11 protein-coding genes are annotated in these 14306 nt (G+C 43.7%); 9 read left to right on the top strand and 2 right to left on the bottom strand.

Features of this window, described 5'->3' with window-relative positions; all coding sequences use genetic code 11:
- Position 1 precedes the first annotated feature (1 nt).
- Complete coding sequence (gene ccsA / locus ABNE31_RS10435; RefSeq protein WP_349351083.1) at positions 2-3172, bottom strand: cytochrome c biogenesis protein CcsA; 3171 nt, start codon at positions 3170-3172, stop codon at positions 2-4.
- Between the two features lie 133 nt (positions 3173-3305).
- On the opposite strand from ccsA, the gene ABNE31_RS10430 reads away from it, so the two are divergent.
- The 6 genes from ABNE31_RS10430 (at position 3306) to ABNE31_RS10405 (ending at position 10714) form a co-directional block, all read left to right on the top strand.
- The gene (locus ABNE31_RS10430; protein WP_349351082.1) at positions 3306-4067 is read left to right on the top strand and encodes a Rossmann-like and DUF2520 domain-containing protein; all 762 of its coding nucleotides are present in this window, start codon (positions 3306-3308) and stop codon (positions 4065-4067) included.
- On the top strand, positions 4051-4578 hold the full coding sequence (locus ABNE31_RS10425; protein ID WP_349351081.1) for an HAD hydrolase family protein: 528 nt from the start codon (positions 4051-4053) through the stop codon (positions 4576-4578). The genes ABNE31_RS10430 and ABNE31_RS10425 overlap by 17 nt, the downstream gene beginning before the upstream one ends.
- Positions 4571-5164, top strand: coding sequence for a Maf family nucleotide pyrophosphatase (locus ABNE31_RS10420; RefSeq protein WP_349351080.1), 594 nt, complete (start codon positions 4571-4573; stop codon positions 5162-5164). The genes ABNE31_RS10425 and ABNE31_RS10420 overlap by 8 nt, the downstream gene beginning before the upstream one ends.
- A gap of 157 nt (positions 5165-5321) precedes the next feature.
- Positions 5322-6269, top strand: coding sequence for a septum formation inhibitor Maf (locus ABNE31_RS10415; RefSeq protein WP_349351079.1), 948 nt, complete (start codon positions 5322-5324; stop codon positions 6267-6269).
- A gap of 92 nt (positions 6270-6361) precedes the next feature.
- A complete protein-coding gene (locus tag ABNE31_RS10410; RefSeq protein ID WP_349351078.1) occupies positions 6362-8893 on the top strand; it encodes a PIG-L family deacetylase in 2532 nt (843 codons plus the stop codon).
- A gap of 111 nt (positions 8894-9004) precedes the next feature.
- Positions 9005-10714: a sodium:solute symporter gene (locus ABNE31_RS10405; RefSeq protein WP_349351077.1), complete on the top strand. Its 1710-nt coding sequence runs from the start codon at positions 9005-9007 to the stop codon at positions 10712-10714.
- Positions 10715-10764: 50 nt separating this feature from the next.
- On the opposite strand, the gene ABNE31_RS10400 is transcribed toward ABNE31_RS10405, so the two are convergent.
- A complete protein-coding gene (locus ABNE31_RS10400) occupies positions 10765-11619 on the bottom strand; it encodes a DUF2911 domain-containing protein (RefSeq protein WP_349351076.1) in 855 nt (284 codons plus the stop codon).
- A gap of 175 nt (positions 11620-11794) precedes the next feature.
- Here ABNE31_RS10400 and ABNE31_RS10395 point away from each other — a divergent pair, with 175 nt between their 5' ends.
- Genes ABNE31_RS10395 through ABNE31_RS10385 form a run of 3 tightly spaced genes read left to right on the top strand, consistent with a single transcriptional unit; the run spans position 11795 to position 14299 of the window.
- On the top strand, positions 11795-12292 hold the full coding sequence (locus ABNE31_RS10395) for an SRPBCC family protein (RefSeq protein ID WP_349351075.1): 498 nt from the start codon (positions 11795-11797) through the stop codon (positions 12290-12292).
- Between the two features lies 1 nt (position 12293).
- Positions 12294-12989 carry an SDR family oxidoreductase gene (locus ABNE31_RS10390; RefSeq protein WP_349351074.1) on the top strand — a complete coding sequence of 232 codons (696 nt, stop codon included), beginning with the start codon at positions 12294-12296 and terminating at the stop codon, positions 12987-12989.
- Positions 12986-14299, top strand: coding sequence for a deoxyribodipyrimidine photo-lyase (locus ABNE31_RS10385; RefSeq protein ID WP_349351073.1), 1314 nt, complete (start codon positions 12986-12988; stop codon positions 14297-14299). The genes ABNE31_RS10390 and ABNE31_RS10385 overlap by 4 nt, the downstream gene beginning before the upstream one ends.
- Positions 14300-14306 lie beyond the last annotated feature (7 nt).

Here is a 14306-nt window from a genome sequence, read left to right as displayed (position 1 = left end):
GCTATTTTTTGGCGTAATGTACTTTGTAACGCCAGAAACTGATACCGCCTAGAATGAATACCCCGAGCACGGTGTACCACACAAAGCTTGGGGTTATTACTTGGTCACCGCTTGCGTAACTATGCAACCCTACCAAGTAGAAATTCACCCCAAAATAGGTCATCATAATACTGGCAAAGGCCACGATACTGGCAAAATTATAGGCCCAAGTACCTCGTAGTCCGGGTACCAAGCGCATGTGCAACACAAAAGCATAGACCATAATTGAAATCAAGGCCCAAGTTTCTTTGGGATCCCATCCCCAATAGCGTCCCCAGCTCTCGTTGGCCCATTGTCCGCCCAAGAAATTACCGATGGTGAGCATGACCAGTCCGGCAGTGAGTGCCAATTCATTGATGACAGTAAGCTCCTTGATGTTGATATCCATGCGCTTTTTATTCTTCTCGGTGGTCAGGACAATCAACAATAGTGCAACCACTCCCAAAATCATACCTACCGTCAATGGCCCATAGCTACCTACAATGACGGCTACGTGAATCATCAGCCAATAGCTATCCAATACCGGTTGTAAATTGGCAATGGCCGGATCTACCCAGCTTTGGTGGGCTATCCACAACAACATAGATGTTACGAACGCACTCGATGCGATGGTAAGTTCGCTTTTTCTACCGAATGCCAATCCCATACCCATGGTGGCCCAAGATACATATAAGATACTCTCGTAGGCATCACTCCAAGGAGCATGCCCAGAGATGTACCAACGTAAAATCAATCCGATGGTATGCCAAACAAAGAACAGTATTATGGTTCCTTTCAACAAATAGGCCGTGGCGTCCAAAAATTTGCGCTCCTTAAAAATTTTGGCGATCAATACAAAGAACAACAACACCCCAACCAAGGCGTAGTACTTGTACAAACGGTTGAAAAGGTCCAGCTTGTTGTAGATGATTTCCGTCTTAATCTTGTTATCCGAGGGCAAAACCTCTTCGCCGTGGTTTTTCTGGTTTTGCTTGAACGCTTCCAGCAAACGGTCGGGTTGGGAATAATCGCCACTGGCAATCGACTGTTGCAACGAGTTGAGATAGTACGGCATCGCATTCCTAACAAAATTGGAATAGAGCGAATCCTGAAGTTGGTATTGTCCAGAACGATATTCCACTGCCGAAATCCATTTGTTGTTCTCGTCGTTCAACAAAGGGAATATTTTCACAATTTGCCCGCTCAGGGCCATATCGAGCAGGCTCAAACGCTCCCCTACTTTCTTAAAATCCTTTTCAAAGTTGGATGGATTATTGGTAGAGGTGGCCTTTTCTAGATAAGGGCGAAGCTTGTACGATCCTTTGGCATCGAAAAAATCGGTTGCTTTTACAAACTCGGTTCCTTCGGGCACCCCAATTACTTTTCGGATACTATCATTTTCCTTTTTGCCCAATGCAATAATATCAGCGGTATACCAAACCCCTGGGTTCAGCATCATGGAAAGGAAAACCTGATTGGCAGAAAGGTCTTTGTACGAATCATCACCGCTCAATTTTCGCAATAGTTCCGATGCGTAGGTATTGATGGGCTTCATCCGTCCGCCCTCATCCTGAACCACCAAAGCTCCAAACTTTTCGGCATGCTCCTTGGCCACCGTGGTCGCTTGAATCACCGAATCAATCTGGGCCTGAGTGGGCATGGAGCTATGCTCATGACCATCGTCTTCTTGTGCCTGTGCAAAACCAAAGGCAAGCAACAAGGTCAAGGTAGTCAATGCCGCCTTTTTGGCTTTTAGCTTTTCCAATCGCTCCTGTAAATCCTTAAAGCGGGTCTTTCCAAAGAACATAATGCCCATCAAGCCGATATAGAGCAAGAAATAGCCTATATAGGTTATCCAAGTTCCCCACCAGTCATGGTTTACAGAGAGTACCGTACCCCGCTCATCGGGATCAAAACTCGACTGAAAAAACCGATAGCCTTCGTGGTCGAGTACGTGGTTCATATAAATGTCATAATCAAAAGGTCGTTCGTCGTGAACAGTGACCTTGCTCATAAAGGAAGCGTAACCTGCTTCCGTACCGGGATATTTTTCTGCAATAAAGTCGTTCAACTCAACAGAAAATGGCAATTGATAGACTTTGGAACCGTAGCTCAGCGTAAAGTCCAAACCACCTACATTGAACTTATCCGAAAAATTGGAAGTTCCCTTGCTTCCCAAGAGTTTAACCTCCTTGGTCTCCCCATTGGCTGAAATGGAAACCACGAGTGCATCTTGGGTGACCTTTGTGATCTCTTCATCCGGTACTTTTACAATACCATATTTCCCCTTCACGATGGGTTCAGGAACCACAAACTGCATTCCACCCATGTTGTATAGCGAACGTAACTGTAGCGGTTGAATGCTATCGGTAACCACATCGCCCTGAAACTGGTCAGCCATCCGCATAAAGTTTCCTTCAAATGGAGTTTTGATACGGTACCCATTTTCCTCATCATAAAAAATATTGATGGCGCCTTCCGTTTCATTGTTCAGCGCAAAAAGAATATTATGTACACTGGCAATTTTACCATTCTCCAAATAATGTTCATGCCGCTGACCATTGCCCGCTTCTACGATTTGTAATAACTCGGTCCCATTTTCATCGGGAATCAACCCTTTTTTGGCTCCTCTGATAAAATCTACATAGCTTATGGTGAAAGGTTGACCGTTGAAGTCGGACTTCCAAGGCAAGCTGGAACGTTTGCCTTCGGGAGTAACCAAAATATCGTCCTCCAAGACTCTTCTCTTTGTTTCTCCGTTGATATCCCCATCCACGTAAGCGGTCAGATACGTTTTGTCGGAATAAAAAACATTCTCGGTGGCCCCTTCCCTAATGGGCATCATCCCTTCATAACTGATATATCGGGTGACAAACGCACCAACGATGATCAATATCCAAGAAAGGTGGAGTACTAAGACGGGCCATTTTTTCCAATCCAACAATCGATATCTGTAAATATTTCCCAAAAAGTTGATCACAAAAAAGACCATGATAACCTCGAACCAAGTGGCATTGTAAATGTAAATTCTTGCGGTTTCTGTGCTGTACCAGCTTTCCACAAATGTTCCTATGGCCATTGCCGCGGCAAAAACCAGAAAAAGAACAGCCATAAGTCTAGTGGAAAAAAGCGTTTTCTTAAGAATATCGATCATGGAAATTCAATCTACTTTTGGCTTGCAAAAATACGGCCTTTTGATAACTTTTTTGTTTACGATGGGCATAAAAATCTAATAGAATTGTTAATTCTTTGGATTCTTCATCAGTCTTTAATTTGTAGTTTTGCGCATGCTTTCTATCGTGATTTTAGGAACGGGAAACCTAGCAAAACATTTGTTTTATGCTTTTTTGAAGGCTGAAGATATCCATGTGGCCCAAGTGGCGGGAAGAAACAAGGAGGCCTTGTCCCAATTTTCGGAACAGTGCAGCGTTTCCAATGATTTTGGAACCATCGCTGATGCCGACGTCTATTTGATAGCCGTAAAAGATGATGCGATTGCCGAGGTCGCCAGTCACTTATTGACTAAAAAGGGAGTGGTAGCCCACACGTCGGGAGCTATCGGACTTGAAGTCATTCAAACGGACAACAAAGGTGTTTTCTATCCTTTACAGACCTTTACCAAAGGTATACCCGTCTCGTTCCAATCCATTCCTATCTGCTTAGAAGCCGAATCCAAGCAATCCTTGGAACTATTAAGGAACTTGGCCAATTCCATTTCGGAAAACGTGCACCATATCGACTCGGAACAGCGAAAAAAATTGCATCTTGCAGCCGTTTTTGTAAACAATTTTACCAATTACCTGTACGGTATTGGTGAATCGATTTGTTTGGATGAGGGGCTGACTTTTGACCTGTTAAAGCCCTTGATTTTGGAAACGGCAGAAAAAGTTCAGCATCTAACCCCAAAGAAGGCACAAACCGGTCCTGCACGCAGAAATGATTCAGAAAGTATGGAAGCGCATTTGGAACTGTTGAAGGATGAGGAACATATAACACTGTATAAATTATTGAGTCAAGCCATAAAAAAGAGGCATGAAGAAGAATTATAAAGAGCTGTTGAGCAGCATTACCACTTTTGTTTTTGATGTGGACGGGGTGTTTACCGATGGAACCGTTTTGATTACCACCGAAGGTGAATTGCTCAGAAAAATGAGCGTAAAGGACGGTTTTGCCTTAAAGACCGCTATATCCAAAGGCTATAACGTCTGCATCATCACAGGCGGAACCAACCAAGGAGTAAAAGAGCGCTTGAAAGGATTGGGCGTGACCGATTTTTATATGGGTGCACATTTTAAACAGGAAGCGCTGGAAGAATATCTGGACATTCACGGAATCGACCCCGCTTTGGTAGTGTACATGGGTGATGACCTTCCGGATATTCCTCCAATGAAAATGGTGGCCTTGGCCACTTCACCACAAAATGCCGTTCCGGAAGTCAAAGCCATTTCCGACTATGTTTCCCACAAGAATGGTGGCGAAGGCTGTGTTCGCGACATCATTGAACAGGTACTGAAAGTACGTGGGGACTGGAACGATAATTTCAGTGCGAAGAATGACTAATAATCCACTCAAAGAAAAACTCAAGGACAAAAAGATCATACTCGGTTCCGGTTCTCCAAGACGGAAAATGTTTCTGGAAGAATTGGGACTTGATTTTGAGGTCAGGCCCAAATCGGTGGAAGAAGTCTATCCCACCGAATTGCAAGGTCAGGAGATTTCGGAATATTTGGCCCAACTCAAGGCCTCCCCTTTTTTGGAGGAATTGGAACCCGATGAAATCGTCATCACCTCGGATACCGTGGTGTGGCACAATAACACATCCCTGGCCAAAGCCGCCGACCATGCAGAGGCTTTTGAAATGTTGCGAACCTTATCTGGAGACTGGCATGAGGTGATTACCTCGGTTTGTTTTACTACAAAAAAGGAACAGCAAACGGTGAGCGGCATCACCAAGGTGAAGTTGAAGGAGTTCTCCGATGATGAAATCAACTATTACATTGAGACCTGCCAACCTTTTGATAAAGCGGGCGCCTACGGCATCCAAGAATGGATAGGGATGATTGGCATTACGGAAATCCAAGGCTCGTACACCAATGTGGTAGGCTTGCCCACCGATTTGGTCTATGCAACCCTCATGCAACTGTAGCCCATTATTGATTAGAAAGGGCAAGTTCAAGGAACCTGCTACTTTCTAGCTAATTGTACCATCACCGCGCATTTAAAGGGAAGCTGCCATAAATTAGAAAAAGTTAAGTATCTTGAAAGAAACTGACTTTACTAGTAACTTCGAAAAAAATGCGTTTATGAAATCTGTCCTCCCGACCTTCACCACTACGTTTCTATCCTTACTATTGGTATTTGTTTTTGGATGTAAACAAGAAAACAACACGGAAACATCGGCCGAATTGCCTTCAAAAAAAGAGATGGAGCCAGAAGCTCCCAAACGCCCTATTTCCGACAACTTTAAAGAGTATTGGTATACAGGCGAGGCAGAAATCACTTCGTACCAATTGAAACAGGCCAGATATGGTGAGCTACGCGATGGCAATGCAGTCATGATCTATGTTACCGAACCTTTTTTGGCCAAAGAACAAGTAAAGGCAAATAACAGTAATCCAGATAATGTATCGGTCCTCAAATTGAACGCGACCAAAAACTTTATAACTGGAATCTACCCCTACTCCATCATGAGCAGTACCTTTTATCCGGTGTACGACAATCAACATGCCCTAAAAACAAGTTTGTCCGTGCAGGAATGGTGCGGTCATGTGTATTCCCAACTGAACAATCGGGAAATGTTTGAATTTATGTCCCATTCTTATTTTGAAGGGGAGGCAGACCAAAATTTTACCATGGACAAAGCAGCTCTCGAGAATGAAATTTGGACCAAAATCCGGATTGCCCCTGAAAACTTGCCCGTTGGGGATATCACTATGATTCCCTCCTTGGAGTTTCTTCGGTTAAGACATCAGGAAATCAAAGCGTACCAAGCCACGGCTGAAATAGCCTCAAAAGATGGCATCACCACCTATTCTATTTCCTATCCCGAATTGGAACGAAATTTGATGATACACTTTACGTCCGAATTCCCGTTTTCCATTGAAGGTTGGACGGAAGAATTTAAGAGTGGTTTCGGGGCCAACGCAAAAACATTGACCAGTACGGCATCGAAAATAAAGACCCTCAAAACGGCCTATTGGCAGCAAAATGGGAACAACGATTTGGTCTTGCGGGACAGTTTAGGTTTGTAACACCGTGTCACAGCTATGTTAAAACTCCTCTAAATTGACCCCTAACTAATGGTTTACTGTCTATATTTGAAGCAACCACTAAACAACCAACTATGAAGCATTTTTGGATTATCCTTTCCATGGGCGTGATGTGTTTTACGAACATTTTTGCCCAAAAACCGGATAAGCTAACTTCGGCAGAACTTTTCCACGAAATCCAAAAACTGAATTTTTTGGGGACCGCGCTCTACGTTGCGGCCCACCCAGATGACGAAAACACAAGCCTAATCTCTTATTTGGCCAACCATGATAAAGCCCGGACGGTGTATATATCCCTGACCCGAGGGGATGGTGGGCAAAACCTTATTGGACCCGAACTCAGTGAACTTTTGGGCGTTTTGCGTACACAAGAGCTTCTGGCGGCGAGACATATTGATGGTGGGGAGCAGCGTTTTTCCCGCGCCAATGATTTTGGTTTTTCCAAACATCCGAACGAAACCCTTAAAATTTGGGACAAGGATATGGTTTTGGCCGATGTGGTTTGGGCCATTCGGAATATCAAGCCCGATGTGATCATCAACCGTTTTGACCATAGAACCCCTGGCTCCACTCACGGTCATCATACCTCCTCCGCGATATTGAGTATGGAAGCATTTGATTTGGCCAATGACCCTAACGCATATACCGAGCAGTTGGATTTGACCTCCCCTTGGCAGCCAAGACGTATTTTCTACAACACCTCGTGGTGGCAATACGGCAGTCAAGAAGCCTTTGAAAAAGTGGACAAATCAGGTATGGTCAAACTGGATGTGGGCACCTACTACGCCGAACTAGGGCTCTCCAATAACGAAATCGCCGCAATGTCCCGTAGCCAGCACCTGTGCCAAGGATTTGGCCGGCTGACCGATAGAGGTTCGGACAATGAGTATATTGAACTTCTTAAGGGAGATATGCCCAAGAACAACAATGTGTTCGAGGGTATCAACACTACGTGGTCCCGTGTTGAAGGCGGTGAAGCCGTAGGCAACATTTTGTATGAGGTAGAGGCCAATTTTGATTTTCAAAATCCATCAAAGCATATTCCACAATTGGTAGAGGCCTATCAGCTATTGCAACAAGTAAAAGATGAGCATTGGAGAACCTTAAAGTCTCAAGAGCTCAAAAATATCATATTGGCCGCTTCAGGATTATATCTGGAAGCCAGTTCGGCAAGCGCTTCTGCCACACCTGGCAGCAAAGTCACGGTCAACATCGAAACCATTAACCGGTCATCCCCAAGCGTTGTGCTCAAAGAAATCCAAATGATTGGGGTTGATGCCCAATTGTCTCCCAACAAGACGTTGAACGACAATCAACGGGAGAATTTTGAAATCAATTTTACCGTACCCGAAAACACCTCATACACCAGTCCCTACTGGCTCAAGGAGCCTGGCACTCTGGGCACTTACACGGTGAACGACCAAAATTTGATCGGCCAGCCCGAAACCCCAAGTGCATTTAAAGCTGTTTTTAAAGTGCTGGTCGCGGGGGTTGAAATTCCATTTGAAAAAGAAGTAGTACACCGCTACTCTCGTCCAGACAAAGGGGAATTGTACGAGCCTTTTGCCATTTTACCGGAGGTGACTTCAAAAATTGATGAAAAAGTATTGATTTTCGCAGAGGCCGATTCCAAAGAAGTACAGGTAAAGATTAGAGCTGGAAAAAATGATGTTTCAGGTAGCGTTAGCTTGAGTCATCCTTCGGGCTGGGTGGTTACACCAAGTAGCATCCCTTTTTCCATTGCTCAAAAAGGAGAGGAAATTTCCGTTGCTTTTCAGGTTACTCCACCAAATACCGAAAGTGAGGGTAAAATTGCCCCAAAAGTTACGGTCGCCAACAAGGTTTATGATAGGGAGTTAATAGAGATCAATTACGATCATATTCCAAAACAGTCCGTTCTGCTTCCTTCTGAGGCCAAAGTGGTCCGCATGGATATAAAAAAATCCGGAGAACATATCGCCTACATCATGGGCGCTGGGGACAAGGTACCCGAGAGCTTGGAACAGATTGGTTACCAAGTCCATTTGGTCGACCCGAACGACATCCAGAACGGGGACTTGGATAAATATGATGCCGTAGTAGTGGGCATACGCGCCTACAATGTGGTGGAAGCCCTAAAGTTCAAACAGCCCGTTTTGTTCGACTATGTACAAAATGGAGGCACCATGATCGTTCAGTACAACACCGCTGGACGATGGGCCAGTCAATTTGAAAACATCGCACCTTACGATGTTACGCTTTCTAGGGATAGGGTAACCGACGAAAATGCCAAAGTGGATATTTTAGCGCCAGAACACCCCTTGGTCAATTTCCCAAATACCATTGCAGAAAAGGATTTTGATGGCTGGGTACAGGAACGCGGACTTTATTTTCCAAGTCAGTGGAGTTCCGAATTCACCCCTATACTTTCCATGAAAGATGAAGGCGAATCGGAAAAACAAGGAAGCCTTATTGTAGCACCTTATGGAGAAGGTCACTATATTTACACGGGACTAAGCTTTTTCAGGGAACTGCCTGTTGGGGTTTCTGGAGCATATAAACTCTTTGCGAATATGCTTTCCATAGGAAAGAGTGAGGTAAAAAAACAAAGCAATGTCAAAGGATAATATGCACACCAAATTTGAATGGAAAAAGGAATACAGCATTGTGATCCTTTTAAATGCCATTTACATATTGGCCTTTTACCTCATTATGATTTTAAACAATTAACTCCCTGAATGGCATTACTCGACTGGATTATTCTTGGTAGTACCCTACTCTTCATCGTTGCCTACGGTGTTTGGAAAACGCGCGGCAACAAAAATGTGGACGACTATGTTCGTGGTGGCGACGATGTGAAATGGTGGACCATTGGATTGTCCGTTATGGCAACCCAGGCGAGTGCTATCACCTTTTTGTCCACGCCAGGTCAAGCATTCCACGATGGTATGGGCTTTGTGCAGTTCTATTTTGGACTCCCCTTGGCCATGATTGTTATCTGCTTGGTATTCATCCCCATCTACAAAAAACTTAAAGTATTTACCGCGTACGAAATGTTGGAAGGTCGCTTTGACCTAAAAACACGGACACTCACGGCCCTATTGTTTTTGGTACAACGTGGACTTGCAGCGGGAATCACCATATTTGCCCCTTCCATTATTCTTTCTGCGGTATTGGGATGGGACTTGCGTACGCTTAACGTGATCATCGGGATATTGGTAATCATTTATACCGTTTCTGGGGGTACCAAAGCGGTGAGCGTTACCCAAAAACAACAGATGTTCATTATTATGTTGGGGATGTTCTTTGCATTTTTCTTTATCATGGGAGCATTACCAACGGATATTTCCTTCGGAAAAGCGTTAAAGATCGCTGGTGCCAACAACAAACTCAATATTCTTGATTTTTCTTTTGATACCAATAACCGTTACACCTTTTGGAGCGGCATTACCGGTGGCTTTTTCTTGGCCTTGGCCTACTTTGGCACCGACCAAAGTCAGGTGCAACGCTATCTATCCGGTAGGTCGGTTCGGGAAAGCCAGTTGGCCCTGATTTTCAACGGTATTTTTAAAATCCCGATGCAGTTTTTTATCCTTTTGGTGGGTGCCATGGTCTTTGTGTTCTATCAATACAATTCCTCCCCCCTAAATTTTAATCCGGCTGCCACCGAAGCTGTCATGCAATCGGAATATGCCAACAATTATAAGGCACTTGAGGAGGATCATAAAGTACTGGAAAAGGAAAAAAGAATGGCGCAACATTCCTTTTCGTCAGCCTTGGAACTGAAAGAGTACAACGCTATTGAACAGGCCAAGCAAGACATCATAAAAATCAACGAAAAAGAGAATGCAAGCCGGGAAACCGCCAAAGATTTGATTGCCAAAGCAGATGGCAAGGTAGAGACGAATGACAAGGATTATGTGTTCATTCACTTTATCCTGAACAATTTGCCCATGGGACTAATCGGCCTACTCTTGGCCGTCATCCTGTCCGCAGCCATGTCCTCTACCGCATCGGAGTTGAACGCTTTGGGGACCATTACAGCTTTAGATCTTTACAAAAGAAGCATCGGAAAAAATCACTCTCAAGAACATTATCTCAAAGCGACGAAAGCCTTTACATTGCTTTGGGGTATCATTGCTATTATCATCGCAAACGTAGCCAATCTTTTTGACAACCTGATACAACTGGTAAATATTATCGGTTCTATTTTTTACGGGAATGTTTTGGGAATATTCCTATTGGCCTTCTTCTTTAAGTTTGTGAAAGGCAACGCAGTGTTTGTAGCTGCCATTGTCACCCAAATTATTGTAATCATTGGGTGGTATCTGGATTGGATGTCCTATTTGTGGTTGAATGCATTTGGCTGCTTGCTCGTAATCATTTTGGCCACCATTACACAGGTGTTCGATAATTTCCTGGGCAATTCATCGGCTATTGAGGAATAAAAAAACCCACTTAAAAAAGTGGGTCTTTATATCAACTTGAATGAGCTTGATTACATTTTAGCCCACTCTTGCAATGAATCCTTGTTCATTTTTACATAATCTTGGTTTCCTGCGGCTTGGGCAGCGGCCAATGAACGTTTGGCAGCCTCGATGGCAGCTTCCTTATCCCCCATCTTTGCATAGATAAGCGATTGTGTTCTCATCATCCAATACGCACTTCCATCGCCCATTTCAACGGCCTTGTCCACCCACTCTTTGGCTTGCTGCATGTTCATACCCTCAGCAAAATAGTAGGAACCGGCTGCGAAATAATCGTTTGCGGTCAAATCCTCTTTGTTGGCCATGGTTTCCTCAATGTTCTTTGTGGCCTTGCTTACGGTAGGAACAGTGAAATCCACCCCAACATAGGTGTTCTCCCACATAATGCCCAAAGTAGCACCGTTGTTGTGCAAATCATCAATAGTGATGGTAAAGGACTCGATGGGCATTGGGATATCCATAGTCTCCACCTTTACGGTAGCAGCGACTTTGGAAGCATCCCACTCTTGGGGAGTACCCCAGTTATCGGTAGCAGTGTAAAAGAAAACTTCCCAAACAGCTTCGTTGGGTCTGGTAAAAATAGCGTAAGTCCCTGCTTTCAATTCTTTTCCTTCTACGGTGACATCATCGCTAAAGGAAACGGTCGTGTTCTGGTTGGCACCAGTTCTCCAAATGGCATCAAAAGGAACCAAATCACCAAATACTTTCCTTCCCTTCATCGCAGGGCGGGAATACTTAACGGTTACGTCGGTCAATCCCACTTTTTGTTCCAATGTGGAAAATGGGCTCGGAGCCGGGGTCTGTATCTGCGCTTTCATAAAAAAGCCGATAGACATCATACATAGTAAGAGTGTAAATTTTTTCATAGTTATTGTCTGTATTATTTGTTCAGCAAAGCAAAATTAATACAAAGCCTTGCTCCATTTGTTAATTAAACCTTAAAACAAAAGTAGGTAATAAATAGGTAGGTTTTAATTTTTGTTTAACTATTTATAGTTTTAATTAAACATTTTACTCCTATCTTTGTGTAAATTCTAACGAATGCAACTGTATCAACTACGATCTAAGCAAGTTTTTCCCATTAGTCAACAAGAAGCATGGGAATTCCTATCAGACCCTAAAAATTTAGCTGTCATTACACCTCCTCACATGGGGTTTCATATTTTGGCGGGAGCCGATAGGCCCATGTTCCAAGGGCAAGTCATCCAATATATAGTGAAACCCTTTCCCATGGTTTCTACCAAATGGGTAACGGAAATCACCCATGTAAAAGAAGGGGAATATTTTGTGGATGAGCAGCGTTTTGGGCCCTATGCCCTCTGGCACCACAAACACTTTTTGAAAGAAGTTCCCGAAGGTGTGGAAATGGAAGATATTATCGATTACAAATTACCTTTTGGTATTTTGGGGCAGTTGACCCATCCCCTACTGGTAAAAGGTCAGCTCCAAAAAATATTTGAGTTTAGGGAGAAGAAACTTGCCGACCTATTTGGTACGGTTGAAGGAAAAGAAAATTATTTAAGCATCAGAAAAATATAATATGGAAAAGAATATACTATTGATTGGCGGATCGCACGGAATTGGATTGGAAATGGCAAAAACACTATCCAAAGACCATAAGGTGTATGTTGCCAGCCGAAGCAATGATGAACTCAGCAATCTCGACGTCACCCATATTCCTTTTGATGCCTTGACGGATGACCTTTCGGAAAAGCAAATTCCAGAACAACTGGACGGCTTTGTATATTGTCCGGGAAGCATCAATCTAAAACCCTTTAAAACGATGGGAATGGACACCATCCAAAAGGATATGGAAATCAATTTTTTTGGACTGGTCCGAACCGTGAAAACGATTATGAACCGGATGAACGAAGGCTCCAGCATGGTGTTTTTCAGTACTGTGGCCGTGGGGACTGGAATGCCCTTCCACACCAGTGTATCTGCAGCCAAAGGAGCTATCGAAGGTTTTGCACGTGCTCTGGCAGCAGAATATGCCCCAAAGGTAAGGGTGAACGTCATTGCGCCATCTTTGGTAGATACCCCACTATCCGAACGTTTGTTGAGCAATGACAAGAAAAAAGAAATGATGTCCGAGAGACACCCATTAAAACGAGTGGGCACGGCACACGATATTGCCAACATGGCCACTTTTCTGCTGGATTCCAACAATTCATGGATAACGGGCCAGGTAATCGGGGTAGATGGCGGAATGTCTAGCTTAAATGTGAATTCATGAAAGACAGCATCATCGTATTTTGGTTTAGACGCGATTTACGGTTGGATGACAATGTAGGTCTGTACCAAGCCCTTCAAAATGATGCCCCTGTGCTTCCTATCTTTATTTTTGATAAGGAAATTTTGGAAAGTCTGCCCAAAAAAGATGCAAGGGTTACCTTTATACACGATCAAATCCAAAAAATAAGCAAGCAACTCCGCACCAATTACGACAGCGGCGTAGCGCAATATCACGACAAACCCATCAAAGTGTTTGAACAGCTTATCAAGGATTATGACGTCGAAGCTGTTTACACCAATCATGATTATGAACCTTATGCCAAAGAACGCGATAAAGAAATCGCCGATTTTTTAAAGGAAAACGATATACAGTTCAACACCTACAAAGATCAAGTCATTTTTGAAAAGGAGGAAGTGGTAAAGGACGATGGAGACCCCTATGTCGTTTATACACCTTATATGCGCAAGTGGAAGGAAAATTTTAATCCCTCCATTCATGTAGTGGAGTACGATACGCTGAAAGATTTGGGCAAAAATTTGTATCAGTCTAAATCCATGCCCAAACTCTCCTTGGAAGCTATGGGCTTTGAAGAGTCCGACATTAAAGTTCCCGATTTTACCATTACCTCCAATTTGATTCAAAATTATGAGGACACACGCGATTACCCGGCCAAGGAAAAAGGAACCTCCCGTTTAGGTCCCCACTTGCGTTTTGGTACCGTTTCCGTTCGGAAAATGGTGAAAAAGGCCATCGATGAAAAGAACGAAACCTTTTGGAACGAATTGATTTGGAGGGAATTTTTTATGCAGATCCTATGGCATTTTCCCCATACCGTGGATAATGCGTTTCGTTCCAAATACGATAGAATCGAATGGCGCAACAACGAAGAGGAGTTTGAAAAGTGGAAAAAGGGCAAAACTGGATACCCTTTAGTTGATGCAGGTATGCGCGAACTCAATGAAACGGGCTACATGCACAACAGGGTTCGTATGTTGGTGGCCAGTTTTTTGTGCAAGCATTTGCTGATCGATTGGAGATGGGGCGAAGCCTATTTTGCTGAAAAATTATTGGATTATGAAATGGCGAGCAATGTGGGCAACTGGCAATGGGCCGCAGGCAGTGGTGTGGATGCCGCACCTTATTTTAGAATCTTTAACCCGACCACGCAGATAAAAAAATTCGATAAGGACAAAAAATACATCAACAAATGGGTTCCCGAACTTCAAGAACTCAACTACCCAGACCCTATGGTCGACCACAAAATGGCTCGGGAACGCTGCTTAAAAACCTACAAGGAAGCGGTAAGTTGACGCATTT

Origin of the sequence: Flagellimonas sp. MMG031 (assembly GCF_040112705.1) — a bacterium.
Lineage (GTDB): Bacteria > Bacteroidota > Bacteroidia > Flavobacteriales > Flavobacteriaceae > Flagellimonas.
This window is presented reverse-complemented; position numbering and strand designations above follow the sequence as displayed.

What these genes read in the sequence shown, in the direction of transcription:
- ccsA (WP_349351083.1), bottom strand. Translation starts at nt 3,172, where the DNA reads ATGATCGATATTCTTAAGAAAACGCTTTTTTCCACTAGACTTATGGCT.
- ABNE31_RS10430 (WP_349351082.1), top strand. Translation starts at nt 3,306, where the DNA reads ATGCTTTCTATCGTGATTTTAGGAACGGGAAACCTAGCAAAACATTTG.
- ABNE31_RS10425 (WP_349351081.1), top strand. Translation starts at nt 4,051, where the DNA reads ATGAAGAAGAATTATAAAGAGCTGTTGAGCAGCATTACCACTTTTGTT.
- ABNE31_RS10420 (WP_349351080.1), top strand. Translation starts at nt 4,571, where the DNA reads ATGACTAATAATCCACTCAAAGAAAAACTCAAGGACAAAAAGATCATA.
- ABNE31_RS10415 (WP_349351079.1), top strand. Translation starts at nt 5,322, where the DNA reads ATGAAATCTGTCCTCCCGACCTTCACCACTACGTTTCTATCCTTACTA.
- ABNE31_RS10410 (WP_349351078.1), top strand. Translation starts at nt 6,362, where the DNA reads ATGAAGCATTTTTGGATTATCCTTTCCATGGGCGTGATGTGTTTTACG.
- ABNE31_RS10405 (WP_349351077.1), top strand. Translation starts at nt 9,005, where the DNA reads ATGGCATTACTCGACTGGATTATTCTTGGTAGTACCCTACTCTTCATC.
- ABNE31_RS10400 (WP_349351076.1), bottom strand. Translation starts at nt 11,619, where the DNA reads ATGAAAAAATTTACACTCTTACTATGTATGATGTCTATCGGCTTTTTT.
- ABNE31_RS10395 (WP_349351075.1), top strand. Translation starts at nt 11,795, where the DNA reads ATGCAACTGTATCAACTACGATCTAAGCAAGTTTTTCCCATTAGTCAA.
- ABNE31_RS10390 (WP_349351074.1), top strand. Translation starts at nt 12,294, where the DNA reads ATGGAAAAGAATATACTATTGATTGGCGGATCGCACGGAATTGGATTG.
- ABNE31_RS10385 (WP_349351073.1), top strand. Translation starts at nt 12,986, where the DNA reads ATGAAAGACAGCATCATCGTATTTTGGTTTAGACGCGATTTACGGTTG.